General features: G+C 71.0%; 14 protein-coding genes and 1 pseudogene. 6 read left to right on the forward strand and 9 right to left on the reverse strand.

What is annotated here, in order from left to right; all coding sequences use genetic code 11:
* Nucleotides 1-2 precede the first annotated feature (2 nt).
* Nucleotides 3-1,912 (forward strand): annotated as a pseudogene (locus CQZ88_RS02480) (FAD-dependent monooxygenase).
* A 64-nt stretch (nt 1,913-1,976) separates the two neighbouring features.
* Here CQZ88_RS02480 and CQZ88_RS02485 read toward each other — a convergent pair.
* The 5 genes from CQZ88_RS02485 to CQZ88_RS02505 all read right to left on the reverse strand — a co-directional run bounded on the left by CQZ88_RS02485 (nt 1,977) and on the right by CQZ88_RS02505 (nt 6,084).
* Nucleotides 1,977-2,999 carry an alpha/beta hydrolase family protein gene (locus tag CQZ88_RS02485; protein ID WP_006939120.1) on the reverse strand — a complete coding sequence of 341 codons (1,023 nt, stop codon included), beginning with the start codon at nt 2,997-2,999 and terminating at the stop codon, nt 1,977-1,979.
* Nucleotides 3,000-3,405: 406 nt separating this feature from the next.
* Nucleotides 3,406-3,936, reverse strand: coding sequence for a flavodoxin domain-containing protein (locus tag CQZ88_RS02490; protein WP_006939119.1), 531 nt, complete (start codon nt 3,934-3,936; stop codon nt 3,406-3,408).
* Nucleotides 3,937-3,975: 39 nt separating this feature from the next.
* On the reverse strand, nt 3,976-4,824 hold the full coding sequence (locus CQZ88_RS02495; protein ID WP_006939118.1) for an alpha/beta fold hydrolase: 849 nt from the start codon (nt 4,822-4,824) through the stop codon (nt 3,976-3,978).
* Entirely contained in the window at nt 4,821-5,348 is a 528-nt protein-coding gene (locus CQZ88_RS02500) for a flavodoxin domain-containing protein (protein ID WP_006939117.1), read from the reverse strand. Before CQZ88_RS02500 ends, CQZ88_RS02495 begins: the two co-directional genes overlap by 4 nt.
* Before the next feature lie 82 nt (nt 5,349-5,430).
* On the reverse strand, nt 5,431-6,084 hold the full coding sequence (locus tag CQZ88_RS02505) for an NAD(P)-dependent oxidoreductase (protein WP_006939115.1): 654 nt from the start codon (nt 6,082-6,084) through the stop codon (nt 5,431-5,433).
* A 159-nt stretch (nt 6,085-6,243) separates the two neighbouring features.
* On the opposite strand from CQZ88_RS02505, the gene CQZ88_RS02510 reads away from it, so the two are divergent.
* Entirely contained in the window at nt 6,244-6,951 is a 708-nt protein-coding gene (locus CQZ88_RS02510) for a type 1 glutamine amidotransferase (protein ID WP_006939113.1), read from the forward strand.
* 4 nt (nt 6,952-6,955) lie between these two features.
* Here CQZ88_RS02510 and lhgO read toward each other — a convergent pair whose 3' ends face one another.
* The 3 genes from lhgO to CQZ88_RS02525 all read right to left on the reverse strand — a co-directional run bounded on the left by lhgO (nt 6,956) and on the right by CQZ88_RS02525 (nt 10,738).
* Nucleotides 6,956-8,161, reverse strand: coding sequence for an L-2-hydroxyglutarate oxidase (gene lhgO, locus CQZ88_RS02515; protein ID WP_102799206.1), 1,206 nt, complete (start codon nt 8,159-8,161; stop codon nt 6,956-6,958).
* A gap of 87 nt (nt 8,162-8,248) precedes the next feature.
* A complete protein-coding gene (locus tag CQZ88_RS02520) occupies nt 8,249-9,445 on the reverse strand; it encodes an FAD-dependent monooxygenase (RefSeq protein WP_029542596.1) in 1,197 nt (398 codons plus the stop codon).
* A 39-nt stretch (nt 9,446-9,484) separates the two neighbouring features.
* On the reverse strand, nt 9,485-10,738 hold the full coding sequence (locus tag CQZ88_RS02525) for an aromatic acid/H+ symport family MFS transporter (RefSeq protein ID WP_006939104.1): 1,254 nt from the start codon (nt 10,736-10,738) through the stop codon (nt 9,485-9,487).
* A 47-nt stretch (nt 10,739-10,785) separates the two neighbouring features.
* On the opposite strand from CQZ88_RS02525, the gene CQZ88_RS02530 reads away from it, so the two are divergent.
* From CQZ88_RS02530 to CQZ88_RS02545, 4 genes are all read left to right on the forward strand, one after another.
* On the forward strand, nt 10,786-11,628 hold the full coding sequence (locus CQZ88_RS02530) for an IclR family transcriptional regulator (protein WP_102799207.1): 843 nt from the start codon (nt 10,786-10,788) through the stop codon (nt 11,626-11,628).
* A gap of 125 nt (nt 11,629-11,753) precedes the next feature.
* Complete coding sequence (locus CQZ88_RS02535) at nt 11,754-12,824, forward strand: cupin domain-containing protein (RefSeq protein WP_006939100.1); 1,071 nt, start codon at nt 11,754-11,756, stop codon at nt 12,822-12,824.
* 6 nt (nt 12,825-12,830) lie between these two features.
* A complete protein-coding gene (locus CQZ88_RS02540; RefSeq protein WP_006939099.1) occupies nt 12,831-13,652 on the forward strand; it encodes a fumarylacetoacetate hydrolase family protein in 822 nt (273 codons plus the stop codon).
* A 10-nt stretch (nt 13,653-13,662) separates the two neighbouring features.
* The gene (locus tag CQZ88_RS02545; protein ID WP_102799208.1) at nt 13,663-14,379 is read left to right on the forward strand and encodes a maleylpyruvate isomerase family mycothiol-dependent enzyme; all 717 of its coding nucleotides are present in this window, start codon (nt 13,663-13,665) and stop codon (nt 14,377-14,379) included.
* Nucleotides 14,380-14,446: 67 nt separating this feature from the next.
* Here the strand turns inward: CQZ88_RS02545 and CQZ88_RS02550 are convergent.
* Nucleotides 14,447-14,608, reverse strand: a 162-nt coding sequence (locus CQZ88_RS02550; protein WP_146034238.1) for an excalibur calcium-binding domain-containing protein, incomplete at its 5' end; no start/stop codon positions are given.

The raw sequence follows: 14,608 nt of genomic DNA on the forward strand, positions 1-14,608 counted from the left end.
GCATGTCGACCTACTACCAGCCCCCCAAGTACCCCGCATCCGACTTCCCGTCGATGCAGCCCGACGCCGAGGCGCTGCCCGTCGTCGTCGTCGGAGCCGGACCCGTCGGCATGGCCGTCGCCCTCGGTCTCGCGCAGCGCGGCATCCCCGTGACGATCCTCGAGGCGGCGGACCAGGTCTCCTTCGGCAGCCGCGCCATCTGCATCTCCCGGCACAGCCTCGAGGCCGCCGCACGCCTCGGCTTCGGTGCCGAGCTCGAGAAGATCGTCCTGCCCTGGGTCGGTGGCCGCAGCTTCTACCGGGACCAGCAGGTGCTGCACTTCCGGATGCCGCAGCGCGAGTTCGATGTGCGGCCGCCGATGATCAACGTCTCGCAGTCCGAGTACGAGCAGATCGTCGTCGACACCATCGAACAGAACCCGCTCATCACGCTGCACTGGCAGGCGAGCATCGCCGGCATCCTCCGCGGCGACGACGAGGTGACCCTCGAGGTCGCACCGCGTTCGGCAAGCGCCACCTGCGCGCCGCGTGGGTCGTCGCCGCCGACGGCGGCCGCAGCCGCATGCGCGAGCTCGCGGGCCTGCGCCTTGAGGGCACCAACTACGAGGGCCGCTACGTCATCGCCGACATCCACTGGGAGTCGGACCTGCCCGCCGAGCGCATGGTCTGGTTCGATCCGCCGAGCAACCCCGGCTCGACGATCATCATGCACAAGCAGCCGAAGAACATCTGGCGCATCGACTACCAGCTCGACCCGTCCGAGGACGCGGAGATCGAGACCCAGGAAGACGCCATCCGGGCCCGCATCGCCAAGCACCTCGACTGGCTGCAGAACGACCTGCCCTGGACGCTCGAGTGGCACGGGTTCTACAGCGCCCGCGCCCTCGCGCTGCGCGAGTTCACCCACGACCGCATCCTCTTCGCCGGCGACGCCGCGCACCTCGTGCCGATCTTCGGCGTGCGCGGCCTGAACTCCGGCATGGAGGACGCCGAGACGCTGGCCTGGCAGCTCGCCGCCGTCGTCCACGGCAACGCCGACGCCGCGCTGCTGCAGGCGTACTCGATCGAGCGGCACGACGCGTGGGAGCAGAACGTCGCGAACGCCGGCAAGTCCACGCTCATCATGTCCCCGGGAACCCACGGGTACCGCACCACCCGCGACGCGGTGCTGGCGCTCGCCGTGGGCCGCCCCGAGTTCGGTGAACTGATCAACCCGCGCCAGTCCAGCGCCACCCACGCTCGCCTGTCGCCGCTGACCTGGCCGGTCGCGGAGGGCCTGACCGGGGTGCTGCCCGGTGACCCCGTCGAGGACCGCCGCGTGCGGGTCGTCACCGCCGACGGCAGCACCGCGTCGTCGCTCAACGTGGTTCGCGGCACCGGCTTCGCCGTCGTGGGCTTCGGCCTCGACGCCGACGGCAGTGCCGCCCTCGCCGCGGCCACTTCCGACCTCGCCGCCGCTCTTGCGCCGGAGAGCGTGCGCGCTGTTGCCGTCGGCGGTACCGCCGCCGACGGGGTCACGGTGCTCGACGCGCCCGACCTGGCCGAGGCGCTCGGCGCGACCGCGGGCGAGGCCTTCGTCATCCGCCCCGACGGCCTGCTGCTGTGCCGGGTGCCGGTCGCCGAACTGTCCGGCGTCGCGGCCGCGCTCCGCGCCGGCACGGCACCCGAGGGGCCGGCCGTCCCCGCACGCCCCGCGCAGGTGCTCACCGACGACGAGCAGCGCCGCGAGAACGTGTGGCTGGGTTTGTCGGATGCGCTCGACCAGGTGGACCCGTCCGACCGGGAAGGCTTCCTGGTCCGCCTCGCCCTGCAGCTCGGCTCGCAGGCCGGCCACCGCGAGTTCGAAGAGGCCATCGCTGCGGCGACCGACACGTCGCCGGTGCGCACCGAGGAACTGGCCCCACAGGCCTGAGTCCGTCCGACGACGGCACCCCCGCCCGGCGATCCCGGACGGGGGTGCCGTCGCGCGTTGCGGGTCAGGCGCCGATGGCGGAGCCGAGCATCGGCCAGGCCCGGTGCAGGTCCTCCTGCCAGTAGCCCCAGGAATGGGTGCCCACGGGCCGGAAGTCGACGGTGGCCGGGATGCCGAGCTCGGCGAGCCGCCGGGCCAGCAGATGCGTGCATTCGTTGGTGGCGGCCTCGATGATGCCCCCGACGACGACCTGCTCGGCAAGGTTCGCCGGGTCGCCGGCGACGTTCGGATGATCGAGCCGGTCGTACGGACCGGGCAACCCGGTGCCGTTGGACAGGTAGATCTGCGTCCCGCGCAGCTTCTCGGCGTTGACGTAGGGGTCGTTGGCCACCCATGTGGGGTCGCCTTCGGGACCCCACATGTTGTCGGTGTCGCCGCCACCGCGCGCCTCGACGACGAGTTCGACGTAGGTCCGGCCGGGACGGGTGCTCGTCTGGGCACAGCCACTGAAGGCGCCGACACCGCGGTACAGGCCCGGTGCGGATTGCGCGAGACTCAGCACAGAAGTCCCCGACATCGACAGTCCCGCAATGGCATTAGCCCCGGTGGTGCCGAGAGCCGCGTTGACGATCGGCGGCAGCTCGCGGGTGAGGAAGGTCGTCCACCGGTTCCGGCCGAGGACCGGGTCGTCCTGCTTCCAGTCGGTGTAGTAGCTGAACGCGCCTTCGAGCGGCAGCACCACGTTGACGTCCTTGTCGGCGAAGAAGTCGGCCACGTCGGTGCGGTCGAGCCAGGTGAGGGTGCCGCCGTCGCCGCCGCCGGCGCCGGCGAGCAGGTACAGCACCGGGCGTGGGGTGCTCGTGTCGCGCGGCAGCAGCACAGCCACCGGAATCACGCGGCTCATCGACGCCGAGTACACGTGCAGGGTGCGCTGCCGAGGGCTGTTGTCCTCGCTGCGCTCGAGGTACGAACCGTCGGCGCTCGGGGCCGGCTGTGCCGCCGCGGGTGCGGCCACGGCGAGCGCGGCGGCCGTCAGCGTCGCCGCGACGACTGCCGTCACTCGACGGAACGGTCTCGGACGGCGCATGGGATCACCTTCAGTCGGGACGAGATCCTTCGATGCTACGACGCACAAGAGCCCGCACGGGGCATGTGCGGGCTCTTGTGCGTCGGACGGTCAGCTGAGCAGATCCAGGATAAGTTCGAGCAGGTCACCGAGCTCGATTGAACCGAGCAAATCTTGGAGGCTTGACATGAAAGCTCCTTCATTCTGTTTGTTCGGGCGGACTTTTCATGTGTAACACGAGTGTGGTTGAGTCGCAGGAAATTCGGGTACCGATTACCCTTTTTATTTGATATTCGGTATTTCTGCCGGTCAGGGCCGGGGAAATCTGCAGATATATGGGTGAGCATATTGTTCGGACCGCGGCCGGGTCGCGGGGATTCGGAATTATGTGCGATTCGCGCGGTCGGCCCGAAATGTGAATTCCCGGCTACGGCCGGTCGATATTCCGGACGATCCGGGCGGCGAAGGCGTCGATGTCGGCCCAGTCCCGGTGATCGCCGTACCGGCCGCCGGTCAGGCGGAACACCACCCGGCCCAGAGGCCCCGGCCACTGCTCCGGCTCGATCGCCCCGGCGAAGGCCCGGTACTCGCGCACGTTCGCCGTCGCCCGCAGCGCCGCCGCCACCTTCGGCTCCTTCAGCTTCGGCCGCACCCACCCGGCCAGCCGCGCGGAGATCATCGCGCTCGTCGCACCGATGGTCTGCACCGAGAACAGCCACGCGGGCTTCCCAGCGAGGAGCGCGCGGTGCAGATCCGCGAAACGAGCGGCGGGAGCGAGCCACTGCCCGTTGTGCACCGAGCTGCCGAGCACGATCGCGGCGTAGTCCGACGGATCGACCGGCTCGGCCAGATCCCGAAGGTCCGCGTCGTGCCCGGCCTCGGTGAGCCGCTGTGCGATCCGTTCGGCCACGCCGCGGGCCGCCCCGTATGCCGTCGTGTACGCCACCAGTACCTTCACGTGAGCTCCCTCCGCCGACCTGTCCCGATGACGCGACGATTATCCGGCTGTGCCGGAGGGTGCCCGCCAGTTCCCCGGAAAGTCCGGCGCGTCGGGAGTGTCGAGAAAGCTCGAAGCGTCCCTCACGCTCCGCTCACCCGTTATCACGCCCAGGTGGCCCACCCCGGGATGGACGAGCGCCCGGCCCCGCGGCACGGCCGCCGCAGCCTCCCGGAACAGCGCCGCGCCGTAGAAGCCGTCCCGGTCGCCGCCGACCACGAGCACCGGACACGACACCTCGGGGAGCCGGGCGGTCACGTCGAAGCGGTCCTCGGCCTCGGCCACGGCGAGGAAATCGTCGTACCCGTGCCGGGCACCCGACGGCTCGAGCAGCCATCCCAGCGTCCACAGCAGCCTGCGCGACCACCATCGCGCCCCCGTCGTCGCCGCGAGCTCCGCCATCGCCCGTCGCGGATGCCCCTCGCGCACGGCGGCCGCGGCCCGTCGCTGCACCTCGCGGCCCGGGCCGAGGCGGTGCGCCGACGCCACGAGCACCAACCTGCGCACCAGCGCCGGGTGGTCGAGAGCCAGCTGGAGCGCGACGCTGCCGCCGGTCGAGACACCGAGGACGTCGACCGGGCCGGGGAAGTGGTCGGGCATCGCCTCCGCGTAGTCGCGGGCGAGATCCGCCATGGTGGTCCCCGGCTGCAGGCCCGGCCGGCGGTTCACCCACCACACGCGCCGCGTCGTCGTCCAGGGCGCGATCTGTCCCAGCTGGGTGCGGCGGTCGAAGCCGCGGGGTGGCCGGTGGTGGTTCGACAGGCCGGGCATGAACAGCAGGGGCGGACCCGTACCGGCGCGCAGGTAGGGCATGCCCGAGTTCCAGGTGCCCTCCTGCGCTGCGATCACGCCGCGTCCAGCGTCCGTGCGATGCTCCTCGCCCAGTCCTCGATCTCCTGCCAGTCCCGGAAATCGCCTTCAGGCAAGAGCTTTCGTCCGGCGGGCAGCTTGCGCATCAACCGCGCTCCGACACCGAGCGTCTTCGGGTCGAGGGCGCCGAAGAACACGTGATGCTCCCGTGGCGCGACCGCGTCGGTCAGCTCCGAGAGTTCCTGCGGTACCGCGCTCTCCCGCACGTTCTGTCCCTGTTCGTCGACCTCGTCGGTGCCGAGCGGTCCGCTGGTGAACAGCCAGACCGGGCGGGCGACGAGTCCGTCGCGGTGCTCGCGGACGAACGCGCTCGCCGGCTTCTCCCAGTGCCCCAGGTAGGCGGAACTGCCGACGACGCACGCGTCGTAGTCGTCCACCGACGCCGGAGCCGGCAGTTCCAGAGTGTCCGCCACGTGCCCCTCGGTCCGGATCACCTCGGCGATCCGCTCCGCGATCCCGGCGGTGGCGCCGTGCCGGCTGGCGTATGCAACGAGAACCTTCATGGCGGATACCCCTGTCGTCGAGCTGTGCTCCTGCCGGCCCGTTCCACCATCGGCCCCGCCGGCGTCACCCGTCAAGCGCTGCTCAGCCGAGTGCGTCGAGGGCCTCCTCGATCGGGGTGTCCCCGTTGTTGAACTCGATGGTGCGCCGCACCGTCGCGGGCCGGTGCAGCACCGCCGCCGCGACCGCGGCCACGTCCGCCCGCGAGACCTGCCCCTTGCCGGCGTCCGGGCCGGTCTCGATCCGGCCCGTCGGCGGATCCAGGGTCAGCAGGCTCGGGCCCAGGATCGTCCAGTCCAGATCGGTGCCGCGCAGGTGCGCGTCCGCGGCCGCCTTCGCCTCGGCGTACGGATGGAAGCCGTTGTCCTCGGGCACGCCGTGGTCCGGGCCGGCCCCGAAGTACGACACCATGATGTAGCGGCGAACCCCCGCGCGCTCGGCCGCGGTCATCGAGGCGATCGCCGCGTCGCGGTCCACGGCGTACGTGCGCTGCGGATTGCCGCCGCCCGCGCCGGCCGACCACACCACGGCGTCGTGACCGGACAGCAGCGGCACGAGTTCGTCGACGCCGAGGTGCTCGACGTCGGCCACGACGGGGGTCGCGCCCGCGGCGCGCACGTCGTCGGCGTGGTCGGGGTTGCGGATCACCGCGGTCACCTCGTCGCCGGCGTCGGCGAGCAGCCGCTCGAGGTGCAGTGCCACCTTCCCGTGGCCGCCGATGATCACGATCCGTGCCATGTCGAATCCTTCCGTCGCCGGCCCGCCCGTCGGGCCGCCTCCCACCATCGCACCACGGCGGCGGTGGTCCGTGGGGGAGCACCGGTCGGCGACGTTCGCTCACCGAACGTTCACGCCCCGGGCACCCGAGGTGCAACGTACAGCGGGCATGCTGGGGCGATGAACCCTGTCGTCCTGGAACTCCGCCACGTCGAATGCGAGGGCCCCGCCGCGTATCTGCCGGTGCTCGAGCAGTACGCGCAGGTGCGCACCGTCCGGCTCGGGCGCGACCCGGTGCCCACGGCGCTCGACTACGCCGCCGTCGTCGTCATGGGCGGCCCGATGGGCGTCGCCGACGCCGCGACGCTGCCGTGGCTGGGGGAGGAGATCGCGTACCTGCGGTCCGCCGTCGCCGCCGGCATTCCGGTGTGGGGGGTGTGTCTCGGCGCGCAGCTGCTCGCCGCGGCCCTCGGCGCCGACGTCTACACCGGCCCCGTCCCGGAGGTCGGCGTGGGGGAGGTGGAACTCGCGCACGCCTCGGCCGCCGACCCGGTGTGGGGCGAGCTGCCGTCCACCTTCCCGGTGCTGCAGTGGCACGCCGACACCTTCGACCTGCCGCCGGGCGCCACCCTGCTCGCGTCGTCGCGGGCCTACCCGAACCAGGTGTTCCGGCACGGCAGCAGTTACGGCGTGCAGTTCCATCTCGAGGCCGACGCCGACCAGCTCGGTGGCTGGCTCGCGATCGACGAGTACCGGGCGTCGCTCGAGGCGGCCCTCGGGCCCGGGTCCGCCGACGCCGTCGCCGCCGAACTGCGCTCGGTACAGCCCGAGACCGTCGCGCACGCGGCGGCCGTGATGAAGCGGTGGCTCGAGACGTACGTCGTGTGAGCGCTCAGGCCTGCAGACCGGCCCGCTCGAGCGCCGCGCCGACGAGGTGCTCGGCGATCGCCATCGACGACGTCGCGCCGGGGGAGGGGGCGTTGCGCAGGTGGACCACGCGCCCGTGCCCGGTGATGACGAAGTCGTCGACGAGCGAGCCGTCGGCCTCCATGGCCTGCGCGCGGATCCCCCGGGGTCCGGGGAGCACGTCGGCGACGGTCAACCCGGGCACGTACTTCGCGGCCTCGGCGACGAACCGCCGGATGCTCACGGCCGTGCGCAGCTCGCGCGTCGCGGCCGGGACGTTGCGGACGGCGAAGCGGCGGAATCCGGGGAAGACGAGGGCGTCGCGCAGGTCCCGCAGCGACCCCGACCGGCGGCGGTACGCCTCGCGGCCCGGCGCCAGGAACGCGTTGGGCCCGACCATGATCGCGCCGTCGATCCGTTTGGTCAGGTGCACGCCGAGGAACGGGTACCGCGGATCGGGCACCGGATAGATCAGTCCGCGCACCCGCCCGGCCGCCTCGGGCCGCAGCAGGTGGTAGTCGCCGAGGAACGGCACGATCGCGGGTGTCGCGAGGTCCCCGGCGCCGGGGGGGAGCCGATCCGACTGCAGGCCCGCGCACGTGATCACCAGGTCGAAGCCGTCGGTGCCGGTGTCGGTGCCGACGAGCACCTCGTCACCGAGGGAGCGGATCGCCGTGACGGGCGTGGCGAGCCGGACGGTGCCGCCCGCCGCGGTGACGTCGTCGGCGAGGGCGGTGGTCACCGCGACGTAGTCGACGATGGCGGTGTGCGGGGAGTGCAGGGCGGCGATGCCGCGCGCGTGCGGCTCGATGTCGGTGATCTCGTCGGGCCCGATCCGGCGGATTCCCGGCACCCCGTTGGCGACGGCGCGGTCGTGGATGGCGTCGAGACGGTCGAGTTCGCTGTCGTCGAGCGCGACGACGAGCTTGCCGCACTCCTCGTACGGCAGGCCGCGGGCGGCGGTGAACTCGGCGAGCAACTGCACCCCGCGCCGGCACAGGCGCGCCTTGAGGCTGCCGGGCGGGTAGTACAGCCCGGCGTGCACCACCCCGCTGTTGTGGCCGGTCTGGTGCGCGGCGAGCCGGGGTTCCTTCTCGAAGAGGGTGACGTCGGCCCCGTGCATCGCCAGCTTCCGCGCGGTGGCGGCGCCGATGATCCCCCCGCCCACGACGGCGGCCCGCAGCGAACCCATGCGCGCCAGCCTACGAGCCGGCGGCCGAATGTCACACGGGTTCGCTTGGATCGAACGCGTGTGACATTCGGCCACACACCCGGTGGCTCAGCGGTTGCGGTCGGAGCTGTAGCCCCACAGCCAGTCGGTGTACTTGTAGCTCGACGTGTCGCGGATGCGGAACAGCTCGTTGCGGGCCTCGCGGCCGGCACCGTCGAGGTGCCAGAGGTCGCCCCACATGCGGCCGGTGGTGAGGATGCGGTTGCAGCGCGGTGCGCGCTCGGCGTTGACGTCGCGCAGGATCTTCGGCCAGTTGGCGTTGTCGCCCTGGTAGTCCTCGGCGGCGTAGTCGGCCAGGCACTTGGCGTCCTCGAGCGCCATGACGGCGCCGGAGGCGAGGTACTGCAGCGGCGGGTGCGCGGCGTCGCCGAGCAGGATCATGCGGCCGTCGACCCAGTTGTCGATCGGGTTGCGGTCGAACATCGGCCACCAGCGGTCGGTCCACAGGTACTTCAGCGCGGTCTGGACGCTCTCGTGGCAGTGGTCGTAGGCGTGCGCGAGTTCGTCCGGGCTGCCCCACTTCTCTTCACCGCGCAGGAATGCGGGCGACTGGAAGACGGCAACCTGGTTGAGCATCTCGCCCTGGCGCAGCGGGTACTGGATGAAGTGGCAGCGCGGGCCGATGTAGCCGACGACGTCCTCGATCTCTTCCTCGAGCGGGACCTCGTTCATCGGGAACGTGCCGCGGAAGGCGACGTATCCGGAGCCGACCGGCTTGTCGTCGGACAGCTTCGGGCGCAGCCGCGAGTGCAGGCCGTCCATGCCGAGAGCGATGTCGCCGACGTGCTCCTCACCGTTCTCGAGGATGACGCGGACCTTGTCGCCTTCGGTGACGACGTCGTTCACGGGGGCGTCGGTGCGCAGGTCGGCGCCGGCCCGGCGGGCGGCGTCGACGAGCACCGCGTGCAGATCGGAGCGGTGGACGACGAAGTACACGCCGCCGTAGTGCTGCTGGTAGTCGTGGCCGAGGTCGACCTTGGTGAGGATCTCGGCGGTGACGGCGTCACGGAAGACGAGGTTCTTCGGCAGGACACCCTTGGAGATGACCTCGTCGTAGACGCCGAGCGCCTGGAGGATGCGGGAGCCGTGCGGGCCGATCTGCAGTCCGGCGCCCACTTCGCCGAACTCCGAAGCGCGCTCGAACAGCGTGACCTCGGCTCCCCTGAGGGCGAGGGCGAGGGCGTTGGCGACTCCGCCGATGCCGCCGCCGGCGATGAGAACCCGCGCGTCCTTCAGATCGGACATGACACTCCTTGTGGTCGGTAGATCGATATGACGAATGGATCAGTGGGCCATGATCGGGCCGCGCGGTGCGTCGTCGCTGACGGGGAAGCGCTTCCACACGACGGTCAGCAACAGCGAGGCGATCAGCGCGCTCACGGCGAAGAGGATGAAGTTCGAGTTCGCGCCCAGTCCGGCGGCGAGCAGCCAGCCGCCGATCTGCGGGGCGGCCACGGCCCCGATCCGGCCGACGCCGAGCGCCCAGCCGAGCGCGGTGCCGCGCAGATGGTCGGGGTAGTAGGAGGCCACCGCCGCGATGATGAGGCACTGCGTTCCGTGGGTGCCCACGCCGGCGAGCACGAAGATCGCGTACACCACCGCGGTGGGTGGGGAGAGCAGCAGGGCGAGCAGGGCCACGCCGGCGACGAACGCCGCGACGATGCTGGTGGGCACGGTGCCGAACCGCACGCCGCCCCACGCGGTGATGAACGAGCCGGCCACCGCGCCGAGGTTCAGCGCCAGCGCGAAGGTCAGGGCGCTGCCGAGGTCGGTGCCCGTGTTCTGCATGAGCTTCGGCAGCCACGTGCCCAGGCCGTACCAGGCGAGCAGCGTCACCACGGTGACCAGGGCGAACATGATGCTGATGGTCCGGAACCTCGAGCCGAGCAGTTCGCGGAAGCCGCCGCCGGCCGGGGCGTCCGTCTTGGAATGGGTGTTGGGCAGGTACTTCAGCGCCAACGGCACGAGGACGAACAGGGGCACGAGAGCGAACAGGAACATCGGGCGCCAGCCCCAGTTCGGGATGACCGGGATGCCGAGCAGGGCCGCGATGGATCCGCCGATCGGCACGCCGGACATCATCATCGTCGCGACGGCGGCGCGCCACCGCCGCGGAACGAGTTCGGCGGCCAGGGCGTTCGACGTCGGTACCAGGCCGCCGAGGCCGAGTCCGGCGATCAGCCGCATGGCGCCGAACATGAACGGACCGGTGGCGAAGGCGCAGAGCGTGGTGAACACCGACAGCACCACCACGCAGCCGATGACGGCCTGCTTGCGGCCGATCGCGTCGGACAGGCGCCCGGCGAGCACCGCGCCGATCATCATGCCGAGGAACGCGAGGCTGCCGAGGGTTCCGGCGGTCGCGGAGCTGATGCCCCACTCGTCCTGGAGGCTGGAGATGACGTTGCCGTAGACGATGAGGTCGTAGCCGTCGAAGACGACGAACAGCCAGCAGACGATCACTGCGAGCGCCGTACCGCGATTCAGGACGATCGTGCGTTCGCCGGGGGCGGCGTCGGCGCCGGAAGAACTGTGCATGGCTCTACCGTGATGCGCCCCACGCTCCGGTGCAATAAAGTTCTGGTGTGCAGAAAAAGTCCGCGGCCCCGAAGAAGGCATCGAAGACCATCACCCGGCCGTCGTATGCGCTGGAATCGGTGGACAACGCCCTGCGCCTGCTGCAGATGCTCCGCGACGTCGGTGCGCTGCGGCTCAAGGATGCCGCCGAGGAACTCGGGACGGCCCCGTCGACGGCCCACCGCCTGCTGTCGATGCTGGTGTACCGGGGGTTCGCCGTGCAGGACGAGAAGCGCCGCTACCACCCCGGCCCGGCGATGGGAGTGGGACCCGCGCAGCAGGGCTGGACGCGGGAACTCACCGAACTCTGCCGGCCGCACATGGAGGCGCTGGCGATCCTGACCGGCGAGACGATCAACCTCGTCATCCGGGTGGGGTCGCAGGCCCGGTTCCTCTACTCCGCGGAGTCCGAGTCGATGCTGCGGGTCGGCGACCGCCAAGGTCAGGTGCTGGCCGCCGAGCTCACGGCCGGAGGGCGAATCCTGTTGGCGGAGTTGCCCAGGCAGACGCTCGAGCAGCTCTACCTGAGGCCGCCGGAAGAGCCGCACATCGACCCGCGCCCGATCGCGGGGTACGGGGTGGACCGCCGGCTCGCCCCCGGGGAATTCGAGGTGTTTCTCACCGAGCTCGAGGCGGCCCGCAGGGTGGGGTTCGCCGTCAACGTGGAGCAGACCGAGGAGGGGGTCGCCGCATTCGGTGTCGCCGTCCGCAACGGGCGCGGACGGGCGATCGCGGCGATCACGGCCGCGGTGCCGATCACACGGTACCGCCAGCATCTGAACGGGTCCCTCGTCTCCCGGATGCGCGCGACGGTCCGCGGGATCGAGGTCGACGTCGCGCACATCGAATGACGCGGCCCGGGCCCCGCGGAGGGTGGCGCAGGGATTCCGCATAGAAGAATTGTTTGTGCTGCGGGAGGACCGGCGACCTAGGTTGAGAGCAACGCCGCACGTGTCCCGCTTCACGAGGAGAGGTCATGACCGCTACCGAGAACACCGATCCGGAGCTGCAGCAGCTCTACGCAGACTTCGAGACCGAGCACCTCAATCCGCTGTGGACCCAGCTGGGCGACCTGATGCCGATGGCCCCGACGTCCAAGGCCGTGCCGTTCGTGTGGAAGTGGTCGACCCTGTACCCGCTGGCCCAGCGGGCGGGCGATCTCGTGCCCGTCGGCCGCGGCGGCGAGCGGCGTGCCATCGCGCTGGCCAACCCCGGTCTCGGCGGCGTCCCCTACGTCACCCCCACGCTGTGGGCGGCGATCCAGTACCTCGGCCCCAAGGAGACCGCGCCTGAGCACCGGCACTCGCAGAACGCCTTCCGGTTCGTCGTCGAAGGCGAGGGCGTGTGGACCGTCGTCAACGGCGATCCGGTGGCCATGTGCCGCGGCGACTTCCTGCTCACCCCCGGCTGGAACTTCCACGGCCACCACAACGAGACCGACCATCCGATGGCCTGGATCGACGGCCTCGACATCCCGTTCGTCCACTACACCGACACCGGGTTCTTCGAGTTCGGCTCCGACGGGGTGACCGACGAGTCCACCCCGGACGTCTCCCGCTCCGAGCGGCTGTGGGTGCACCCCGGCCTGCGCCCGCTCGTCGGCCTCGACGCCAAGTCCAGCTCGCCGATCGCGTGCTACCGCTGGAAGTACACCGACGCCGCGCTGAACGAGCAGCTCGCCCTCGAGGACGAGGGCTACGCCGCCACCCCGGAACCCGGCCACGCCGCCATCCGGTACACCAACCCGACCACCGGCGGCGACGTCATGCCCACGATCCGCGCCGAGTTCCACCGGCTGCGCGCCGGCGCGCACACCCGCACCCGGCGCGACGTGGGCTCGACCGTGTTCCAGGTCTTCGAGGGCGAAGGTCGCTTCCACCTCGGCGGCCGGGACCACACGGTCACCAAGGGGGACATGATCGTCGTGCCGTCCTGGGTGGAGTGGTCGCTCGAGACCGACGGCGGCGTCGACCTGTTCGCCTTCTCCGACGCCCCGATCGTCGAACGCCTGCACTTCAACCGCACCTACATCTCCGAAGGAGCCTGACCCGACATGCGACTCGCCACCCTCCGCCTCGACGGCACGACCGCCGCCGTGCGCGTCGATTCCGACACCACCGCCACCGTGATCGACGGCTACGCCGACCTGTCCGCGCTGCTGACCGACCCGGACTGGAAGACCGTCGCCGAGCGGGCCGCCGGACGCACCGTCGACCTGACGAACGCCGACTACGCGCCGGTCGTGCCGAACCCCGGCAAGATCGTCTGCGTCGGGTTGAACTACGGGACCCACATCAAGGAGATGGGCCGCGACCTGCCCGAGTACCCGACCCTGTTCTCGAAGTTCAAGGAGGCCCTCACCGGCCCCTACGACGACGTGATCGTCCCCGAGTACGCCGCCGCGCAGCTCGACTGGGAGGCCGAGCTGGCCGTCGTCATCGGCAAGCAGGCGTACCAGGTCTCCGAGGCCGACGCCGAGCAGTACATCGCCGGCTATTCGGTGATCAACGACTACACGATGCGCGACTACCAGTACCGCACGCTGCAGTGGGATCAGGGCAAGACGTTCGAGAAGACCAGCGGCTTCGGTCCGTTCCTGAGCACCGACTACGCCCTCGGCTCGCGCATCGAGACCCGGCTCGAGGGTGAGGTCATGCAGTCGGCCACCACGGACGACCTGGTGTTCACCCCGGCCAAGCTGGTGGACTACATTTCCCACATCGTCACCCTGCAGCCCGGCGACGTCATCATCACCGGCACCACCGGTGGGGTCGGGCACGCCCGTAAGCCTGCTCGCTACATCGGCAACGGGGAGACGGTCGAGGTCAGCATCGAGGGCCTCGGTTCGGTGCGCAACAAGACCATCGTCAAGTAGGAGCTCACCCGTGGGGTTCAACAATCTCGACCTGTCCGAGCGGCTGCTGATCGCCCGGCGTGGCACCGCGTACTTCTCCCAGCGTCTCGCCGAACTCACCGACGACGAGCTGGACGCACCGACCGCGCTCGAGGGGTGGACGCGTAAGCACCTCGTCGCGCACGTCGGCTACAACGCCGCGGCCCTGTGCCGGCTCATGGACTGGGCCGCCACGGGCGTCGAGACGCCCATGTATGCCTCCACCGAGCAGCGCGGACAGGAGATCGCCGAGGGCGCCACCCTCAATGCGGCGGCGCTGCGGAACCTGTTCACCCACACCGTGGCCCGGCTCGACGAGAAGTGGCGGCACCTGCCGGAGTCGGCGTGGCAGGCGCAGGTCCGCACGGCGCAGGGCCGGCTGGTGCCGGCCGAGGAGACCGCCTGGATGCGCACCCGCGAGGTGTGGATCCACGCGGTGGATCTGGGCAACGGCGCGCGCTTCGGCGACTTCCCGCCCGTCGTCCTCGACTCGCTGCTCGACGACATCGTGGGGATGTGGCGCAAGAAGGATCTCGGCGCCGGCCTCGTGCTCGAGGTCGACGGTCGCGACCCGATCGCCGTGCGACAGGACGCCGACCCGGTCACCAAGGTGAGCGGCCCGCTCGCCGCCGTGGTGCGCTGGGCCGCCGGACGTGGCGCCGTCGGACTCACCGCCGGCGCCGACGTGCAGCCGCCGCGCTGGCTCTGATCACCGCACACGACGACGGGGGCCTGCGACCGGACACGGTCGCAGGCCCCCGTCGCGTCGGTGGATCCTAGCGGGGGTCGACCTCGCAGGCGATGCCGTCGTCGTCGCGGTCCAGCTTCGGCGCGTAGCCGGGCTCGTCCCGGTACAGCGGCGCCACGCCGGCGTTCCACGCCTCGGTGCAGTTCTTGTATCCGACGCTCGGCGCGGGCGCGGGCGCGGGCGCGGGGGC

The organism is Rhodococcus sp. ENV425 (assembly GCF_002887785.1).
GTDB classification, from domain to species: domain Bacteria; phylum Actinomycetota; class Actinomycetes; order Mycobacteriales; family Mycobacteriaceae; genus Rhodococcus; species Rhodococcus aetherivorans.

What these genes read in the sequence shown, in the direction of transcription:
- CQZ88_RS02505 (WP_006939115.1), bottom strand. Translation starts at nt 6,084, where the DNA reads ATGGCACGGATCGTGATCATCGGCGGCCACGGGAAGGTGGCACTGCAC.
- CQZ88_RS02510 (WP_006939113.1), top strand. Translation starts at nt 6,244, where the DNA reads ATGAACCCTGTCGTCCTGGAACTCCGCCACGTCGAATGCGAGGGCCCC.
- CQZ88_RS02485 (WP_006939120.1), bottom strand. Translation starts at nt 2,999, where the DNA reads ATGCGCCGTCCGAGACCGTTCCGTCGAGTGACGGCAGTCGTCGCGGCG.
- lhgO (WP_102799206.1), bottom strand. Translation starts at nt 8,161, where the DNA reads ATGGGTTCGCTGCGGGCCGCCGTCGTGGGCGGGGGGATCATCGGCGCC.
- CQZ88_RS02520 (WP_029542596.1), bottom strand. Translation starts at nt 9,445, where the DNA reads ATGTCCGATCTGAAGGACGCGCGGGTTCTCATCGCCGGCGGCGGCATC.
- CQZ88_RS02525 (WP_006939104.1), bottom strand. Translation starts at nt 10,738, where the DNA reads ATGCACAGTTCTTCCGGCGCCGACGCCGCCCCCGGCGAACGCACGATC.
- CQZ88_RS02540 (WP_006939099.1), top strand. Translation starts at nt 12,831, where the DNA reads ATGCGACTCGCCACCCTCCGCCTCGACGGCACGACCGCCGCCGTGCGC.
- CQZ88_RS02500 (WP_006939117.1), bottom strand. Translation starts at nt 5,348, where the DNA reads ATGAAGGTTCTCGTTGCATACGCCAGCCGGCACGGCGCCACCGCCGGG.
- CQZ88_RS02535 (WP_006939100.1), top strand. Translation starts at nt 11,754, where the DNA reads ATGACCGCTACCGAGAACACCGATCCGGAGCTGCAGCAGCTCTACGCA.